The following is an 18,431-nucleotide window of genomic DNA, read 5'->3' as shown; positions in this document are numbered from 1 at the left end:
GCCGCGTGCAAGGTGTCTACGGAAGAAAAATCAGGAAAATGCCGGCAGAGATCAGCCGGTGCCGGTACCTAACGGCGGCAACCCCAGCAATGCCAGCGTCGGCCGTACACCGCCCTCCAGCAATTCGCGCTCCGGCGCAGCGCGCGCCAGCACGCGCATGCCGAGCAGGACGGCCAGCAATTGCGCGGAAACCTCGTCTGCGGAGAGAGCCACGTCCACCTCGCCGGCCTGCTGGGCGGCGGTAAACTGGCGACGGAAGAAATCACGAATTTCCTCGAAGGCACTCGCCACGGTCTGTTGCACGTCCGGGGCGTCGGGCGTCACCTCAAGCGCCGTGTTCACCAGCAGGCAGCCACGGTGCAGCGGATCGCCAAGTGATCGCTCGATGCTTTCAGAGAAATAAGCCGTGATGGCGGCGGCAGGGGACAACGCCGCCTCCAGCCTCGCCATGCGTTCCCGCACCGTACCGTCGAGATAACCATCCAACGCCGCCAGGAACAGCGAACGCTTGTCACCAAAGGCGTTGTACAGGCTGGGCTGGGTCATGCCCATGACGCTGGTCAGGTCACGGGTGGATGTGGCTTGGTAGCCGCGGGCCCAGAAAGCGTCCAGGGCCGCCGTGAGGGCGGCCTGTTCGTTGAATTTGCGGGGACGAGGCATGGGTCGTGGGTTTTGTATCGCTCGCTATGGAATGAGATTATAGAGCGATCGATACAAAACGCAAGGACCCCTCGGGCACGGAAGGGCCCTGCTTCCCCGCTATTGGATCCCAACTAGTTCTGGCATTGGCGGTGTCGTGGGCCGCAAGCGGATGCTCTTGAGCAAGGCATCCAAACGCGGGCGGGCTTGCTCGTAAGGTGGTGCGTCCTTCGTCAGTTTCGGGTAGGAAGCACGGGCTGCCGACTCCATCACCACCTCGATGGTCGGCAAGATTTGCGAACCCGCCCAGCCGGCGTATCCGGTGTACACGTGATAGCCCTCCCGCGATGGCTGGCCCGGACGCTTTGCTTCCACCACGATTCCTCCCTGCTCTGAGGTCAGTGCCCCAATCTTTGCGGGACGAGGACCCAGGCGCTGCTTCACTGTTGTGTTTTCAGGCAACTTGCTCAGCAATCCGGTCGCCGAGCGACCGGTCGCGTTCAATATCGTCGTCTCCGATGCTCCACCGCCAGGAATCGCGGCAACGCTGAGCGTGTAGATGACAGCGGGGCTGTCACCAAAGCGAAAGGAAGTGGAGATCTTGTTGCCATAGGTGCCATCGTCGCGCAGGAACGCATAGGGCAGGCAAAATCCGCGATCCTTGGGAATCTCGTAGAGATTGCGAGGTTGAAGTTGACCGACTAGTTTGCGAAGGGCGTTCTCGGCGACTTGCCATTGAACCTCGCTTGGCTCTTCGAACTGCGGGATATCTCCTTTCAGCATCGACTCAAAGGCGACCAAATGGTTGCCTAATACGATGGCACCGCGCAGGTAAGAAGCTCCTCCACGACGCTGATCGTGACGCAGTGCCATGCTATTTTCCCTTCCAAGGTCGATCGCTTTTTGGTAGCGATCGGCTTTAATTTCAGCAACGTCTTTCTCAAGCCTTGCTCGCTCCTCCGCAACATGCTCTTTAATACCAGGACCGAGAAGTTCCGGCCGCTCTTTGTACATGTCCTCGGTCTTCTTTTGTTGCTTGAGTGCGCTTAACAAGCCACTCAACGACGCCGCATTCATACGTGCTCTATAGCCTAGAAATTTTTCGCGCAACTCCTGTGTTACTGGGCCGTAGATAGCGAAGGTGGTGAGCAATTCTTTAGTCTCTATTTCGATACGCCCCTTTCCAGTTCCATTTTCAAAGTACTGGATTAGGTTATCGAAAGTATCTTGATTACTCGCCTTATAAGGAATCGCCCAATCAAATGGCATACCACCCGGCACATCGAACATCAATCGCCCAAAGCACTCCACTCGGTTATTTTCAGAGCTGACATATCCCAAAGATATTGCTGCCAGTTTATCATTATTACTGGGATCGGGAGTTTCCACACGATTGCCGGAACCGTTTGCACCGAACGTGGTTTCCGCTTCTTCCGCTTGCCCCTGCTGTCCGCAGGCGCTCAATGTCACTGCAGCGCTTAAAATGGCTACAAAACGTGATCTACCCATGAAAATTCTATTTCTCACCAATAAATCTCCGTGTTTATACACTGACTCTTTCTGAACCTGGCGAAGATAGCGCTGCCGTTTGCTGCGTCTTATCAATTTCCACTTTTGGCTCAACATTAGCCAGTGTAGTCAAGTTCATCTTGGAGTCGTTATTCTCCCCCAACGTCCACAAGATGGGAAACGCAGTAATGAAGCCAAGAATCCCGACTGGATTTTTCTCAGGTAGCAGCTTATTGGCATCCCACGTAAAACCTTCGTCGCGCGGCTGTGGGCTACGCCAAAAACGCTCATTAAATGGCATATAACCACCTAATTTATGCTGACTCGCATGCCAACTGGGCCAAATTGACGTAGGTGCGCTCACTTTTGGGACAAATGAAAAAGCTTTTTCATAGGCCCTCGCATTCAGTGATGCAACTTGCTTGATTGCCTGCCAAGTAGCGGGGTCACTGGGCCCGTCTAGCACGACGGAATTACCGAGATTTGCCGCTGGCGATGCACCGCCAAGTAAGCCAAAATGCTTTTTCCATAATTCCTTTCGCAAGTTGTATGGAAAGGTTCCGACAGATTGAAAATTTTTACCATTCAATCTAACCGACATCGGTTTGTCATCGTGAATGACTACTGCAAGCTCCGAATCTCTATCACCCAACTGACTACGATCATTAATATTTGCACTTCCAATTACCACGACGCGATCATCAACAATCAGTAACTTACTGTGTACGTAGATTTGCTCCGTAATGGGCCGTCCACCTACTACGTCCCAGTTTCGTAAGTTGAGCAGCGTAAGGTATTGCTCCCAATCTGCCTGAAGGATATTTCTATCGAGCTCGTCCGGAGCGGCGCTTTCCGCAGAATCCCTCGCCCTCTTCACCTCCATCTTCCGCTCACGCACATACTTCATCGCCAACAGCGCACGCCGAATCCTATTCACCAGACTATGGCTGCCAAACACCAGCGACTGCATCGTCAGATGCTGTTGCGTCATGATGTTGATCGTGTCAAGTGTCCCCTCGGGATGTACAGGCAACACCATGTAGACATGGAACGGCTTGCCGTCGTAGATGGCCCGTGTAATCCGGTCACCCAACGCCTTGCAAATCGGATTCTTCAGGGACTTTTGAGACGGTCCCAGGGCACTGAATCCTGCGATTTGCGCTTGCGTGGCCATGACCCGCTTCAGGTCATTGACAAAGTCGGCGCCGCCTCCCCTGATGTCCCGCTGCACGTCGTCGATCTGGCTCCATTTGAGGGACTTATAGATCTGTCCGGGCGGCACACCAAGTATGCCGAGTTGCGCGGCATATTTTTGATATCCCGGCGACCCTTTGACGTCCATCAACGCATGCATCGGTCCTGAGGCCGGGGCACCGCCGCCCGCTTCCTCGTTTCCGATCATGGTGCTCCCATAATCGGACTGAAAAAACTGACCCTCGATGTAAATAAAATGCGACGCGCCCTCGATGTTCTTCAGCATTGCGCTCAGGCAGCTGCTTTCCGCAATGCTCGGCGTAGTCTTTTCCGCCTCTCCGGCAGCCTCGGCCACCCGCATCTTCTTCGGGGCGCTTCGGAGGACCTGGACCCAGCATGACCCTGGCTGGGTCTTGGATCGGACAGGCCGGTGTGCAGCCCCGATGCGGGGGGCCTTGAGACGGGCCGCGATGCCGAGTTGCCGCAGCAGCGCGTCGACCGTCTTGCCATCGCTGCGCTCATACTGCAGCGCCACGCCATTCCAGCGCCGTACGAAATTGCGGCTCAGGTCATACACCGATGGTCCTTCGATTCTGCAATGCACGTCATGCCATGGCATGCGAGGCTGCACACTGCTGTCGGGGCACTTTCCGCCGGCCGGCAAGAGTTTTCCTAGTTTTTCCAGGTTCGCATAGCACTGCTTGCGCTGGCTGCCTTCCGCCTGCAGGGCGAGTACCAGGCGCATGACAAAGGCCTGGATCGTATCGGCTGTATTTTGCAGGAGGCTGGGCGGCAAGCTGTCCAGCGTGGCGCCGTTCAGCCACGCCATCAGCGCGGTGGTGGCGTCCGCTATTTGCGCGCCGCCGTACTCGCGCAATTTTTCGACCTTGGTCTGAAGGGTCGTTCCCAGCTGCTGGTGGGCCCACTTGCTTGCACTGGCTACGGTTTCCTGTGCGGCGTCGATGACTTTGTCCTGGGCCTTTCGCACGAATTCCGGCACGACGTCGCTGGTCACCCACCAGTCAGAGATCTGCTTGTTGACGTCCTTGACTTTATCGCTCGCCGCGGAATACACGTCCATCGCACCAGCCAGCGGCTTCATTGGTGCGGATAGAAAGAATTGCGCCGCACGACCCGCCTTGTTATCGAAACAAGCCGCCACCAGTTCGGCGCGTGTCAGGTATGCCGTTTGTTCTACGCTGCTGAGGCTATGAATCGGTGGTACGCAACTGTTATAGAACTCGCTGCCCTGCCGCCCGTCTGCCTTAAGCGAATACTTGCCATCATCCCGCCTGCCGTAAGCAAGGTCGATGCCGCCCACATACGCAGACTTGTTATCGATGACCACCAGCTTCTGGTGATGCGAGAAGGCAATGCCCAATGCACCGGGTTGATCGCATTGCGATACAGCCGGCAGGACGAAGGCTCGCGGAGCGGGCAGCCCGGCGTTGAGCTGAATCACCGTTAGCGCGGTCTCCAGGTCTCCTGTGTCGACGCCGACCTTGGGAGACATCCAGGGCATGACATAAACGCTGGCCCCGTTTCGGACGGCGGTACGAAGGCATGTCCAGAGCGTCTTCTTGCCGGTCAGCACGACATCGAAATTCACTTGCCAGCCGGTGATAAACACGCTCGACTGCGCGCCTTCTATCGCCTTGGCAACGTTGTCGAAGTACTCTGTCCCCGTGACAAAGAACTGCACCGCGTTGCCCTTCACGGGCTCGGAGAATACGTCCTTGCCGTGCACGAAGCAGCCGGGCGCAGACGTCGCCGTCTTTGCGGCCTTCTGGTCTTCACCAAGGATCTGATACACCTGCTTGTCTGGCGCACCCATAGCTTCTTATTTACTGAGTTTTTTTGTAGATCTGATTGGGCGACCCCGCAGTCAGCGCATCGCGCGCATAGCGCAGGCGTTGCTGGGTATTGTCGTCCGACATGGATTGCGGCAAGCCACCGCTGAAATCACCGGCATTGAGCGCGTGGCGTGCTGCCTCCTCGTCCGTCCACGACGGATCCTGCTCGGCAACGTGCACGCGTACGGTCTGGCCGGGATATACCAGCCAGGTGTTGGCTGGACTGGCGCAATAGGCCCGCGCCAGGGCTTCTTGCTGGGCCTGGCTGAGGACCACGTTGCCATCGGCGTCGGTAACGCCATGTGCCACCAGTTCGTCGTCAGCCACCATGCCGAGTCCCAGCGGCGCTTCGCCAACAGCGATCTTCCAGGGCGCGTGAGCCAGCGCGTGCCCGCCTTCGCCCGGGGTATTTGCAAGGCGCATGCGGAATTCCATGGGCTTGTAAGACATCGGAGCTTGCGGAAATTCCGGGAGCGGGTAGGCATTATTCACCGGCCCATCAAACTTCCTCTGCGCCGCCTTATAAGTAATCGCCCCCGGACACTCCACCGTAATATTCCCGCCCTCGATCAATATCGACGCCCCGCCCGCCGTGGCAATGCGGATCCGTTTCGCCGCGGCGAAATCCACGTTCATGTTGGCCGACACCACGGTCAGGTCATCCCGTGCCGCCAGCTTCAGCAGATCGTGCTGCGCCTGGATATCGATATCATCCTGCCCCGCCGTCAACTGAAGGCCGATGTTGTGGTCCCCCGCGCCCGACAGTCCTGCCGCCACGCCGATGGCCTGCCCGGCGTGCACGCGGCCCTGGCCGGCTACCGCGATGTTGCTGTCCTGGCCGCTGGCCAGTACCACGCTTTCGCCGTTGGCGATCTGCAGGTCCTGGCCGGCAACCACCGCCAGCCCGGCGCGGCCGTTGAGGTGGACCATGGCCGCGCCCTGGTGCGGAACCTTGCCGGGGGTCGTGGTGTTGCCGCTGGACGCATCCTCCTTGGCCGTTTCCAGCGCTTGACCATCGACCATGCCGGACGCAGCCTGGGTCTGCTTCGGCAACGGGGCTTCGTCATCCTTGCCGGTCGACAGCGCCTGCGTCTGGTGCGTGGTCGCGCCCTGGCTCAGGGTTTTGACGAGATCGCCCGCCTGGCGCAGCAACGCGATGCCGGCGGCGTTGTCGCCGGTGGGCAGCGCACGGCCGGTGGCGGCGTCACGGTAAGTGGTCAGCAATAGGCCGGCCTGGCCGCGCACGGCGGCGTGGCCGTCGGTGCGCAGCTCAAAGCCCTGGCCGCGGAAGCTGCCGCGCCGGTTGTCCTGCTGGTGGATCAGGTGGCCAAGGTTGAGCTGGGTCGATTGCAGCGTGGTGGCCAGTTGCGTGCGCAGCTGGCTGTCGCTGTCGTCCAGCACCAGCTGGTTGTAGCCTTTGCCGCCGTGCTCCTGGCTCTTGAAACCCGTCAGCGCGGCGGCATTGCGGTGGCCGTCGGGCTGCGCGCCCAGGCCGTGCCAGGCGGGACTGTGGCCACCGGCGAGGTTGCCTTGCGCGCTGGCTGCGCTGTCCGTGCCCTGCGCGTACAGGGACTGGCTGTCACCGCCCGCCGCTGCGGTCTTGCCGCCTGGCGTGGGCGCGTGGCCCGCTTCACCCTGGCCGTTGTACAGCGCGCCGATGACGAATGGCTGGTCGATGTCGTCGTCGGCGAACTTGACCAGCACTTCCTGCCCGATGCGCGGCAGCCATTGCCAGCCCATGCCGGCGCCGGCCTGGCGCTGTGCGACGCGGATCCAGCGGCTGCTGCGGTCGTCGGCGCGCTCGCCGCGTTGCCAGTGGAAGCGCACGCGGATCTCGCCCGCGGGGCTGGCGTGGTGTTCGGCGTTGCCATCCGCCTGGGACTGGCCGTCAGGACCGACGACGATCGCGCTATGCACCCCCAGCGGACCGGACCGGCTGTAAAGACGCGGACAATTGACGTCGAGTACGCAGGCGCGCCAGGGACGGCGGGCGTCGATGGCGCGGAAGATGGCCGCGTAGCCCTGTTCGCGTGCTGCCGTCTGCAGCGCTTGCGTGGGAGCCAGGCGCACGGGCTCTTGATCCGGCAACACGCCCAGCAAGCCGGGCGTTGCCTCTGCGGCGTCCGGTGCGGCCGGGGGTGTGTCGAAACACAAGGCCGCCTCGAGCGGCCCCATGCGATCGGCCAGTGCGGCGCGCGTGTCGGCGGCCAGGTTGTTGATGCCGCACTGCTCCACCGCATCGAGCAGCAGCGGGTAGCCTGCCGCATCGTCTTGCTGCGGCGGCAGGTGTGGGCAGCCATTGACGGTCAGCCGCGTGCCGCTGCGCAGCGTGCGCACGGAGGCCCGGCCGGTGAACAGCAGCGCGCGGGCTTCGACGGCTTCGATCACCTGCTCGGCAACGCGCTGCGCGCTCGCCGCGTCCGGCGCCAAGGAGAGGCTGACGGACAGGTACGGATCCGGGCTGACCGCCCGGCCCGCATTGCCAACATAGCGTGCCGGGGCGTGGCCGCGGATGGCCCGCTTGGCCTCCGGATCCCATGCCGTCACCGCCACGCCGCCCACGGTCGCGCGGGTCTCGCACGCGAGCTGCTGGATGGCATCGGCCGATTCCTGGCTGTGCGCGCGATGGAAGCGGATGCCGCCACCCGCCGCAGATTCTTCATCTTCCGGCAATTGCGCGCTGTCGGCAAAGATCACCACGGCATGCCCGCCAGGGGCTTCCTCGTCTTCCACGACGGTATAGCTCAGCCCGGCCTCGGCCAGCAGACGCGACAGGAAGTGGTAATCGGTTTCGCGGAACTGCGCGACATGGGTACGCTCGCCGATGGCGGCGATGCGCGCTTCGGCGCCCGCTGCATAGCGCCATTGCGCATGCGGCGCATAGGGTTGCAGCACGCTTTCGATGATGCTGTCGAGCTTGCGGTTCTGGAACACCTGGCTGTTGCGCTGCTGCGTGGTCAGCCACAGCCACGGCACCACCGTCAGGCGATAGCGCGCCAGGCTGCCGTCGGCGCCGAGCTTCTCGGCCTGCCGGATCAGGCCGGTGCGGCGCGACTGGCCGCCGCCGGCGAGGGTGGTCAGCAACGTGACCCGCTGGCCAAGCAGGCTGTCCAATGGGATATCGGCGTTGGCGCTGACCGCGACGATGCGCGACTCGGCCAGCGCGGAAACGCCTTCGCGGCCGATCCAGGCTTCGACGGCGAGCTCGCCCAGCGCGCCTTCACCTTCCAGCGCATACAGGCGGTGCGCCGCGCTGAAAAGATGTTGGTAAAGAGTGGTTACATCCATTCGCTGTCCATTCGTGCAGCCGCAACTGCTTCAGGGCCCGACATGCCCGCAGGGCTACCGTTGCTGGCGCCCGCCTGGATTGCAAGCACAGTGTGGCGCATGCCGGCCCGCCACACCGATTCTCTGTACTTCGATCGAACCGCCGCGGGGTTCAGTTGCGCGCCTTGGCGGTAGACCGCGTGCTGGCCGTCGCCGTACTGATCGGCTTGCCCTCGGGTTGCGACAGCAGTGCCGCCAGGACTTCGGCATCGGGGTCAGCCGCCGTGGCAGATGGCTTGCGACGTGTCGTTTTCGACTTGGCGGAGGTGCTGGTCTTGGCGACGGTCTTCTTCTCTTTGCTGTTCGCAGCGGTACTGGTAGTGCCCTTTTCCACCGCCGCCGCTGTCTTCGACGTCGCTGTCTTTTTGGTATTTTTGCTGACTTCAGCAGTCTTCGACCCGGCCACGGCTGGCTGGCTACCCAGGGAAGTCAGCGCGGCCAGCGTCGTCGCTCCCGCCAAAGCACCTGCAGCAACCGCCGCGCTGTCCACCTTGCCTAACCGATCCAGCGCAGGGTCACTGTTATCGGCATCAACGATGGTTGCGGCCTGCGGCTGGGAATTCTCGGCAACTGATTGAGCGGATTCCGCTGACGCGGCGGAAGCGACCGGCGCCGCCGCCGGCGCATTGTCGGGCAGCGTCTGCCCGCCGGGCGCTGCTGCGCCAGCGACAGGCTGTGCGGGGACCGCCGAATTGCCCGCCTGGATCGATACGGGCGCGTCGGCGCCCGTGTCCAGCCACAGCCAGCCGGCCACGGCCGTCGCGGCAACAGCGACCAGGCCCGCGCCCAGGTAGCGCCCAGCGGGCTTCCTGGCCGGAGCCTTGGCCGCCATCGGCACGCGGCCTTCCAGGCTGGCCAGGATGCGGGTCTGCCCGGCGGCGTCGGCGCCAGGCTCGCTGCCAAAGAGCGTTGGTGGCGCTGACGGCTTCACATCGTCGCTATTGCTCATCTGTCATCAAGAAATTTGAAATAAAATGCGCGGCGGACGCTACCGGCCGGATTTACAATTACCGACCCGTTGTGTCATATATGGCAGATTCGATCATTTTGGCCTTAGACTCCCGGATTCTACGGCTGGCATCGTCGAAAGACAAACCCGATACGGGGCACGTCACCGCGGATTGAGATCAAATCGAATACAGATGTAAAAAATACTGAATATGCTCGGCGCCCTTTGCGGACCTTCACCGCCCGGGGCCAGCCCGGTCAAGTAGGTAAGCATGGTCTTTGTCGCACTGGTCCTCTATTTCGTGTTGATGGTTGCCGCTGCTGCCGTGCTGCTTCTTCCCGCAGTACGGCAGCGCTGCTTTGCGATGGCGCGCTCGCAATGGCGCCGCCTGAGCACAAGTGCGGCGACGGCAGGCTCGCAATCGGCCAGTTCGATCCGCCACTCGGTCGGCAACGCCACCTCGACGCTGGCCTCAGCCCGGGACTTCCTGGCCAAGCGCCGCGCGCTGGTGCTGGCGGCTGCAGGGGTGGTGACGCTGCCACCGGTGCTGGCGCTGGCGTTGCGTCACCGGCAGGTGTTCCAGTTCGAGGACGATGACGGCGTGCGCGAGCCGGACCCGCAGATCGCCGCGCTGCTCAACGGCGAGCGGCTGGTGCCGCCGCCACCGCTGCCGCCGGAGGTGTTCACCACGCGCGAGGTGGAGCTGATCCGCCCCGCGATCCGCGAAGCCAGCCGGGATTGGGAACAGCTGGATGCCGAATTCAGGCAGAGGCTGCTGCTGGTCTACAAGATCATGCGCGACGAGCACGGCTATGAAATGGCGCTGCTGGAGGGCTACCGCAGCCCGGAACGGCAGGCCAAGCTGGCGGCGATGGGCAGCCATGTGACGCAGGCCGGCGCCTACCACAGCTACCACCAGTTCGGGCTGGCCGCGGACAGTGCCTTCTACCGCGACGGCAAGCTGGTGATCAGCGAGAAAGACCCGTGGGCCATGCGCGGCTACGAGCTGTATGGCCGTGCCGCCGAGTCTGCCGGTCTGGTCTGGGGCGGCCGCTGGAAGATGATGGATCTCGGGCACGTCGAGCTGCGCCGGCCGGGAGTGCTTGGCAAACGGCCGGCGCAGCAATAGCGGCACGATCGCCCCGCATGGCGGGGCTGGCAGGAACATGGATACAGGACCGGCAGCGGTTGGCCGGCGCAATTTGGGGAGAGCGTAGTGGCACGTCCTTTCATTCTGCTGGGCGACAAGACCGACCACGGCGGCGTGGTGATCACGGCCTCGGGCAACACCAGCACCAACGGCAAGGGCATTGCGTGCGTGGGAGATCGCGTTACCTGCCCTCGCTCCGGCCATGGCGGCACAACCGTCATCGTCACCGGCGACCCCAACGTGATCATCGACGGCCGTGCCGCCGCGCGCCACGGCGACAAGACCGCCTGTGGCGCAACCTTGCTGTCCAGCCAGGGCGTGACCGGCAGCGCATGAAGTCCCGGCAACGAACGGCCGTTTCAAACGCGTTTCCGCCGCTTCTCGACACGAAACCATGTTTCCAAGACTGATCAAGTCCACGCTGATCCTGTTCGCGGTGTTCGCCGTGGTGTGGGTCGCGACCATTGCCTGGTGGCAGTCGATCAACCGGATGCCGACCACCACGGACATCGTCACGCACCTGGCGCTGATGCCGGCGGGCATGGTGGCTGCCTACCTGGTCATCAAGCGTGCCCTGGACGGGATCCGTACCAATGTCGCGGCCGCCAGCCAAACGCCCGCCACTGCGGCGCCGGGAGAAGCCGGCAATGCCGCGGAGGGGGCGCATGCGGAGGCCAACGATCCGACCCGTAACTGGCGCGCGGCGCTGCTTGCCACTGCCGTGCGCACACCCGCCGGCAACGCGCCCGATGCGCTGGCGGAGGCCGCCAAGGCCGGCAACCGGCCTGGCTTGGTGGCGATGGATGGCTTGCCCGCACCTGTCTTTGCTGCCCAGATCGAGTCGATCGATATCGAAAGCCTGCACACAGAATTCGCCGCGCGCACGCCTGATCTTGTTTGGGACGACGAGGCCCTGCGGGCGCTCGCGCTGGCAGCCGAGGTCACCGACGAACTCGCCATGCAGGCGGCGGTCTACGCGCCTGCCGGCCACGACATGACCGTGCCGGACAGCACCGCGCCATTGGTGGTCACGATGCTGCTGCCGCGCGGCTGGCCGGAAACGCGGCAGGCCGCGGCAGGGGACTGGCTGCGCGAGCGCCTGTCCCAGTATTGGCCAGCCGCACGACTCACACTCGAAGCCACGGCCGCACGCGGCGACGGCGATGCCCTGCTGTTACTGGATCGCGCCACCCAGGCCGTGAACCGCCCGGTGGACGGCCAGCCGGCGCTGCGCATGCTGGTGGCCGCCGATTCGCTGATCGGCGCCAATGCCGTCGAAGCGCTGGAACAGGAAGACCAGCTCTTCAGTGCGCGCTGCCCGCACGGCCGGACTCCGGGCGAGGCCGCCGCCGGCGTGCTGCTGGGCGCGCACCAGCCTGCCGCCGGGGCGGCCAAGACCGGCACGGACGAGGATGCCGACGCCCTAGCCGATAGCGCACCGATCCTCATCACGCGCACGGCAATGGCCCGCCTGGAAGCGCCTACGGCAGACCACGGCCAGCCACGACTCGAGGCACTGGTCCAGGCTGTCACCCAGGCGATCGAGATCATTGCCGGCAAGGCCGAAGCCGCGCCCCAGGATGCAGCAGACACCGCGCCGCAGTCCGAAGAAGCCCCGGCGGCAGTGGCAACCATCGTCACAGACACCGGCGTCCACCCCGTGCGCACCGTCGAGATCGCCCAGGTCGTCAGCACCCGTTTCCCCACACTGGACCCCGTTGCCGACCTGCTGGCTCTGGGCCTGCCGTGCGGCTACGCCGGCGCTGCCGGTGCGCTGCTGCCGGTGGTGGTGGCCCATTATCTGGCGCTCGATGGCGGCCGGCCCGTGCTGGCACTGAGCGCCGGCGACGCGCAGCAGCGTGGCGCCGTCGCGATCCTGCCGGCGTGATCCAGAGCCTGACCCGCACCGCGCCCCCGAATCCCGTATTGCTCCCGAGCCAAAGGCAACATGCATCGCATCCTTAACTTCCTGACCCACACACGCACGCTGTCGGTATTCGGCGTGGTCGTGCTGACCGTCTTCCTGTTGCTGATGGCGCAGACCCTCGAAATCGGGCTGGCCTGGGTCGCCATCGTCCTGGGCGTGTTGTTGCTGGCGTGGCTGGCCACCTACCTGTGGAAGCGCTGGCGCGCGCGCCGGGCCAGCGGCAAGCTCGAGGGCATCCTCGAGCAGCAGGCCGACATGGCCACCAAGGCCGCCCCGCCCGACAAGCGCGACGAGGTGGAGGCGTTGCGCACGCGCCTGGCCAGCGCCGTGAAGACCATCAAAACCTCGAAGCTCGGGCAGATGTCGGGCAGCGAGGCGCTCTACGAGCTGCCGTGGTACATCGTGATCGGCAACCCCGCGGCGGGCAAGAGTACGGCCGTGCTGAACTCGGGCCTGCAGTTTCCGTTCGCCGACAAGAACAGCGCCGTGATCCACGGCATTGGCGGCACGCGCAACTGCGACTGGTTCTTCACCACCGAAGGCATCCTGCTCGATACCGCGGGCCGCTATGCCGTGCATGAGGAAGACCGGCGCGAATGGCTGGGCTTCCTGGACCTGCTCAAGCGCTATCGGCCCAAGGCGCCGATCAACGGCATCGTGGTCACGGTCAGCATTCCGGAACTGACGCAGAACCGGCCCGAGTTCGCCATCAACCTGGCCAAGAACCTGCGCCAGCGCGTGCAGGAACTGACCGAGCGGCTGGAAGTGTTCGCGCCGGTCTATGTGATGTTCACCAAGGCCGACCTGATCACCGGCTTTACCGAATTCTTCGGCGACAACGAGAAGCAGGAGCGCGACCGGGTCTGGGGCGCCACCCTGCCCTTCGCTCCCGAAGAGCGCCGCGACGTCGCAGCCGTGTTCGACCAGCGCTTCGACGAACTGTGCGACGGCCTGAAAGAGATCAGCGTGGCGCAGATCGCGCAGCACCGCAACGGCAAGCTGTCGCCGGGGCTGCTGAGCTTTCCGCTGGAGTTCGCCTCGGTCAAGCCCACGTTGCGCGCCTTCCTGGTCACGCTGTTCGACGAGAACCCGTTCCAGTACAAGCCCGTGTTCCGCGGTTTCTACTTCACCAGCGCGGTACAGGAGGCCAGCACCACCAGCGTCTCGGCCGAGCGCATCGCGCGCCGATTCGGACTCAAGCTGGAGGGCGTGGCCGGCAACCGGGAGGTGTTCTCGAAGAATGGATTCTTCCTGCGCGACCTGTTCTCCAAGGTCATCTTTGCCGACCGCCGCACCGTGCGCCAGTTCGCCAGCCCCGCCAAGACGCGGCTGCGCTTTGCCACCTTCTTTGGCCTGGTGCTGGTGCTGGGCCTGCTGCTGGGGGGCTGGACCTGGTCGTTCCTTGGCAACCGGCAGCTGACCGCCAACGTGCAGGCGGACCTGGACAAGATCGTCAAGATGCAGCAGAACCGCGTCGACCTGCAGGCGCGGCTGGAAGCGCTGGACATCCTGCAGGACCGCATCGAGCAGCTGGAACGCTTCCGCGCCGACCATCCGCTGGCGCTGTCGCTGGGCCTGTACCAGGGCGACACGCTGCAGCACAAGCTGCTGGACGAGTACTACAACGGCCTGCGCCAGGTGATGCTGAAACCGGTCGGCGGCGCCATCGAGACCTTCCTGGCGGAAGTCAACGCGCATCCCGAGCAGCTTGCGCCAATGGTGCGCCCGCCGGAAACCGGCGCAGTGGGCGCGACGTCGCTGCCGTCGTCAGCACCGGCTTCCGCGCCCGCTGCCACGGCAACGGCAAGCGCCGCCACGCCCGCCGCTGGCAAGCGCTACACCGACGCCTCCCCCACCAACGTGGAAGACGCGTACAACGCGCTCAAGACCTACCTGATGCTGGCCGACAAGCGCCACGTCGAGGTCGCGCACCTGACTGACCAGATGACGCGCTTCTGGCGCGGCTGGCTGGAAGACAACCGCGGCAACATGCCGCGCGAGCAGCTGATCCGATCGGCGGAGCGCAACCTGTCGTTCTTCCTGGCCCGTGTCAACGACGACAACTGGCCGCTGCTGGAAGGCAACCTGTCGCTGGTCGACCAGTCCCGCGAAAACCTGCGCCGCGTGGTGCGCGGCATGCCAGCGCGCGAGCGCGCCTACGCCGAGATCAAGGCCCGCGCCTCCACCCGCTTTGCCCCGATGACCGTCGCCCGCATCGTGGGCGACACCGGCGCCTCCGTGGTCGCCGGCAGCTACGCCGTGCCCGGCACCTTCACCCGCGAAGCCTGGCTCGGCTACGTGCAGCCCGCCATACGCGAGGCCGCCAGCAAGGAACTGCAGAGCAAGGACTGGGTGCTCAACGTCGCCGCGCGCGACGACCTGACCCTGGAAGGCAGCCCGGAGCAGATCCAGAAGACGCTGGTCACCATGTACAAGACCGAGTACGCGCGGGAATGGCAGCGCTTCATGCAGGGCGTGACGATCCAGGACTTCGGCAGCTTCGAGCAGGCCGTGGCCAGCATGAACCTGCTGGGCGACCCGGCCAACTCGCCGATCCGCAAGGTGCTGGACACCGCGTATGAGCAGACCTCGTGGGACAACCCCTCGCTGCTCAATGCCGGCCTGAAGCAAGCCAAGTCCGGCATGCTCGACTGGTTCAAGCGCCTGATCTCGCGCGGCACGCCCTCGCAGGTCAGCGTCAATGTCGATGTCAGCGGCGCCAGCGCTGCGGCGGGCACCATCCCGATGGGCCCGGTCGGCAAGGAGTTCTCGGGCCTGGCGCGCATCGTCGTCATGCATGACAACAACTCGATGCTGCGCGGCTACATGGAATCGCTGTCGAAGGTGCGCACGCGCTTCAACCAGCTCAAGAACCAGGGCGATCCCGGCCCCGGCGCACGCCAGCTGATGCAGCAGACGCTGGACGGCAATGGCTCGGAGCTGGCCGATGCGCTGAAGTATGTCGACGAGCAGATGATGACCGGCCTCACCGACAGCCAGCGCCAGGCGCTGCGGCCGCTGCTGGTGCGCCCGCTGCTGCAGTCTTACGCCGTGGTGATCCGCCCGGCCAGTGTCGAGATCAACAAGGTCTGGAACGCACAGGTGTACCAGCCATTCAGCCAGACCCTGGCGACCAAGTATCCGTTTGCCTCGGATGCCAAGATCGAAGCCAGCGCGGCAGAAATCGGCCAGATCTTCGGGCCGGAGGGCGCCATCGCCAAGTTCACCACCGCCACCATCGGCCCGCTGTCGGTGCGCCGCGGCGACATGCTGGCCGCGCGCACCTGGGGCGACCTTGGCCTGACGCTGGCGCCGGAGTTCACCACCAACTTCACGCGCTGGGTGGCGCCGCTGACCGGCGGCGCGGCGGGCGGCGGTGGCGGCGCCACGGCTGCTGCGGCGCAGCAGACCGTATTCCAGATCCTGCCGACGCCCGCGACCGGCACCACCGAGTACACCGTCGAGATCGACGGCCAGCAGCTGCGCTATCGCAATACGCCGGCGCAGTGGGCCAACTTTGTCTGGCCCAACCCGCAGGGTTCGCCCGGTGCAAAGATCACGGCGACGACCTTCGACGGCCGCTCCGTCGAGCTGCTCAACGAGCCCGGCCGCTTCGGCCTGGAGCGCCTGATTGCGACCGCTGCACGCAAGCGCCGCCCCGATGGCGCCTTCGACCTGACCTGGAGCCGCGACAACATCGCGGTCAGCGTGGCGTTGCGCATCATCAGCAGCCCGCAGACCGCGGGCAATGCCAGCGCTTCCGACTCGCCGCAGAGCCAGGGCCTGCGCGGATTGCGCCTGCCGACCGCGATCGCCGACGCCAATGCGCCACTCAACACCGCGACGCCCCCGGCCGCTTCGCCGTCGACTTCCCCCGCGGCGCCTCCGTCCGCACCCCCTGTTCCGAACCCGCAGGCCAGCATGCAGGGCAGCGCGCAGGCCTCGGCCCAAGTCAACCAAGGAGGTACGGCGCAATGAGCCAGCCGACCCAACTGCAGCTGTCCTATTTCGGCAAAATCCCGTCCCGGGGCGACTTCGTCAAGAGTGCCAATAATACCCAGCTGCTCGATACGCTGGACCGCTGGCTCGCGCAGGGCATGGAACTGCTGGCCGAAGACCCGGCCTGGAAGGCTTGCTATGACGCGTGGAAGCCGATGCACTTTGCCTTCCTGGGCTCGCAAAGCAAGCTCGCCATCGCGGGTGCGCTGATGGCCAGCAGCGATCTGTCGTCGCGGCGCTTTCCGTTCCTGACGGCAGCGGCGATGGAGGTGGAGCGCCCCCTGCAATTTATCGCCCGCAGCCCGCTGGCGCTGGCCCGCCTGTGGACGCGCGCCGGGCAGCAGATGCATGCGCTCGCACAGGCATCCGATGCGACCGAAGGCCTGCAGCAACTGGCCCAGGCCCAGCTGGGCGTGGAAACCGGTGCCGGCGCGCAGAGCCACGACGCAAGCTTTGCCGACTTCATCGACTTCCAGACCGTGGCCGGCCTGGAGCACATGCTGGCCGGCCAGGGCCAGCATGTGCGCTTGCGCCGCACGCTGCTGGCGCTCGGCATCCTGCTGCAGCCGCTGATGTCGTCCGGCTCCTCGCACCTGGAAAAGGGCCTGACCCTGCCGCTGCCCGCCGACCCGCTCTACCGCAGCCTGGTGGCGAGCTTCTGGCTGGAACTGGTCTCGCGCTTCCTGCACCGGGCCGACTTTGAACTGTCGATCTTCCTCGGGCAGATTGGCGGCAACGAGCGGCTGGTGATCGGCTTCAACGGTGCCTCGTCACGCACGCTGCACGGCGTGATCTCGCCGCTGGCCTATGCCGAGCAGAACATCAATATCGATGACCCGGAATGGGTCGAGCAACACGTCAACGGAGACTACGGCATGGCCAAGTTCGTCAGCTACATGGACCAGCCGCAGCTGTCGCTGCGCCTGGCGCTCGACACCTTCCGTGAAGTCTTTGCCGGGGAATGAGCATGGGTGTCAATGCAGTACGCAACCGGGTGGCCCACGTCAAGGCTGCCTCCGCCGCCGTTGGAACACGCACGCCTGCACTGGCTGCGGGCTTGCTCGCGGCGCTGGTCATGCTGCCCGGCCATGCCGCGCCGGGCGATCCCGGCACCACCGCCACGCCTGCCGCGTCCGCAGCGGCCCCTTCAGGCCGCGTTGTCGCAGGCGGCGCGGTCCCTGACGAAGCCACCAAGGCCAGTGTCCTGGCGCGCCTGCGCGAGCTGTATGGCAGCGCCAACGTGGTGGACCAGATCGAAGTCGGCAACGTGGTCTCGCCCCCGAACTGGTCGGCCAATGTGCAGAAGATCCTCTCGCCGCAGATCAAACAGGTCAGCCGCGGCCAGCTGAGCATCGATGGCACGCAGGTATCCGTGCACGGCGACGTGCGCAACGAAGCCCAGCGCCAGCAGATCGCCAGCGACATGGCCACCGGCCTGGGCCAGAGCTATACGGTGAAGAACGGCCTGCGCGTGCCGGCTTCCGAACAGAACCTGCTGGACCAGACGCTGGCCAACCGGATCATCGAATTCGAGACCGGTGCCGCCACGCTGACGCCCAAGGGCCGCGCCATCCTCGATGAAATGGCCGCGGTGCTGCCGCGCCTGAGCGGGCGCAAGATCGAGATTGTCGGCCACACCGACAACTCCGGCAGCCGCGCGCTGAACCTGACGCTAAGCCAGGCACGCGCGGAGACGGTGAAGAACTACCTGATCGGCAAGGGCGGCGAGCCCGGCATGCTGACGGCGGTGGGCGTGGGTCCGGACCAGCCGGTGGCGCCGAATGACAAAGAGGAAGGACGGGCGAAGAACCGGAGGATCGAGTTCCGGGCGGGGCAGTAATCCGGCATTGCTGTGCGTCACGCCGGCGCATCGATACTGCCGGC

The 18,431-nt window shown here is 64.5% G+C and carries 11 protein-coding genes; 6 read left to right on the top strand and 5 right to left on the bottom strand.

Annotated elements, in window-relative coordinates:
* Window positions 1-51 precede the first annotated feature (51 nt).
* The 5 genes from U9J39_RS12255 to U9J39_RS12235 all read right to left on the bottom strand — a co-directional run bounded on the left by U9J39_RS12255 (window position 52) and on the right by U9J39_RS12235 (window position 9,471).
* Window positions 52-660, bottom strand: coding sequence for a TetR/AcrR family transcriptional regulator (locus U9J39_RS12255; protein ID WP_116314309.1), 609 nt, complete (start codon window positions 658-660; stop codon window positions 52-54).
* 99 nt (window positions 661-759) lie between these two features.
* On the bottom strand, window positions 760-2,166 hold the full coding sequence (locus U9J39_RS12250) for a T6SS immunity protein Tli4 family protein (protein ID WP_326347145.1): 1,407 nt from the start codon (window positions 2,164-2,166) through the stop codon (window positions 760-762).
* 16 nt (window positions 2,167-2,182) lie between these two features.
* Window positions 2,183-5,176 (bottom strand): phospholipase D-like domain-containing protein, encoded by a 2,994-nt coding sequence (locus tag U9J39_RS12245; RefSeq protein WP_326347144.1) that lies wholly within the window; start codon window positions 5,174-5,176, stop codon window positions 2,183-2,185.
* Between the two features lie 10 nt (window positions 5,177-5,186).
* The gene (locus U9J39_RS12240) at window positions 5,187-8,483 is read right to left on the bottom strand and encodes a type VI secretion system Vgr family protein (RefSeq protein WP_326347143.1); all 3,297 of its coding nucleotides are present in this window, start codon (window positions 8,481-8,483) and stop codon (window positions 5,187-5,189) included.
* A 151-nt stretch (window positions 8,484-8,634) separates the two neighbouring features.
* Window positions 8,635-9,471 carry a hypothetical protein gene (locus tag U9J39_RS12235; RefSeq protein ID WP_326347142.1) on the bottom strand — a complete coding sequence of 279 codons (837 nt, stop codon included), beginning with the start codon at window positions 9,469-9,471 and terminating at the stop codon, window positions 8,635-8,637.
* A 271-nt stretch (window positions 9,472-9,742) separates the two neighbouring features.
* Here U9J39_RS12235 and U9J39_RS12230 point away from each other — a divergent pair, with 271 nt between their 5' ends.
* From U9J39_RS12230 to U9J39_RS12205, 6 genes are all read left to right on the top strand, one after another.
* The gene (locus U9J39_RS12230) at window positions 9,743-10,600 is read left to right on the top strand and encodes a M15 family metallopeptidase (protein ID WP_115700251.1); all 858 of its coding nucleotides are present in this window, start codon (window positions 9,743-9,745) and stop codon (window positions 10,598-10,600) included.
* Window positions 10,601-10,687: 87 nt separating this feature from the next.
* Complete coding sequence (locus U9J39_RS12225; protein WP_018007548.1) at window positions 10,688-10,957, top strand: PAAR domain-containing protein; 270 nt, start codon at window positions 10,688-10,690, stop codon at window positions 10,955-10,957.
* A 58-nt stretch (window positions 10,958-11,015) separates the two neighbouring features.
* Window positions 11,016-12,509, top strand: coding sequence for a hypothetical protein (locus tag U9J39_RS12220; RefSeq protein ID WP_326347141.1), 1,494 nt, complete (start codon window positions 11,016-11,018; stop codon window positions 12,507-12,509).
* 60 nt (window positions 12,510-12,569) lie between these two features.
* Complete coding sequence (tssM, locus tag U9J39_RS12215; protein WP_326347140.1) at window positions 12,570-16,526, top strand: type VI secretion system membrane subunit TssM; 3,957 nt, start codon at window positions 12,570-12,572, stop codon at window positions 16,524-16,526.
* Window positions 16,523-17,512 (top strand): type VI secretion system-associated protein TagF, encoded by a 990-nt coding sequence (gene tagF / locus U9J39_RS12210; protein WP_115713419.1) that lies wholly within the window; start codon window positions 16,523-16,525, stop codon window positions 17,510-17,512. Before tssM ends, tagF begins: the two co-directional genes overlap by 4 nt.
* A complete protein-coding gene (locus U9J39_RS12205; protein WP_115713420.1) occupies window positions 17,509-18,387 on the top strand; it encodes an OmpA family protein in 879 nt (292 codons plus the stop codon). The genes tagF and U9J39_RS12205 overlap by 4 nt, the downstream gene beginning before the upstream one ends.
* Window positions 18,388-18,431 lie beyond the last annotated feature (44 nt).

Source organism: Cupriavidus sp. SS-3, assembly GCF_035818815.1.
GTDB classification, from domain to species: Bacteria; Pseudomonadota; Gammaproteobacteria; order Burkholderiales; family Burkholderiaceae; genus Cupriavidus; species Cupriavidus taiwanensis_C.
This window is presented reverse-complemented; position numbering and strand designations above follow the sequence as displayed.

Coding starts and splice junctions, on each gene's coding strand:
- U9J39_RS12255 (WP_116314309.1), bottom strand. CDS start 660: ATGCCTCGTCCCCGCAAATTCAACGAACAGGCCGCCCTCACGGCGGCC.
- U9J39_RS12230 (WP_115700251.1), top strand. CDS start 9,743: ATGGTCTTTGTCGCACTGGTCCTCTATTTCGTGTTGATGGTTGCCGCT.
- U9J39_RS12240 (WP_326347143.1), bottom strand. CDS start 8,483: ATGGATGTAACCACTCTTTACCAACATCTTTTCAGCGCGGCGCACCGC.
- U9J39_RS12245 (WP_326347144.1), bottom strand. CDS start 5,176: ATGGGTGCGCCAGACAAGCAGGTGTATCAGATCCTTGGTGAAGACCAG.
- U9J39_RS12205 (WP_115713420.1), top strand. CDS start 17,509: ATGAGCATGGGTGTCAATGCAGTACGCAACCGGGTGGCCCACGTCAAG.
- U9J39_RS12220 (WP_326347141.1), top strand. CDS start 11,016: ATGTTTCCAAGACTGATCAAGTCCACGCTGATCCTGTTCGCGGTGTTC.
- tagF (WP_115713419.1), top strand. CDS start 16,523: ATGAGCCAGCCGACCCAACTGCAGCTGTCCTATTTCGGCAAAATCCCG.
- tssM (WP_326347140.1), top strand. CDS start 12,570: ATGCATCGCATCCTTAACTTCCTGACCCACACACGCACGCTGTCGGTA.
- U9J39_RS12235 (WP_326347142.1), bottom strand. CDS start 9,471: ATGAGCAATAGCGACGATGTGAAGCCGTCAGCGCCACCAACGCTCTTT.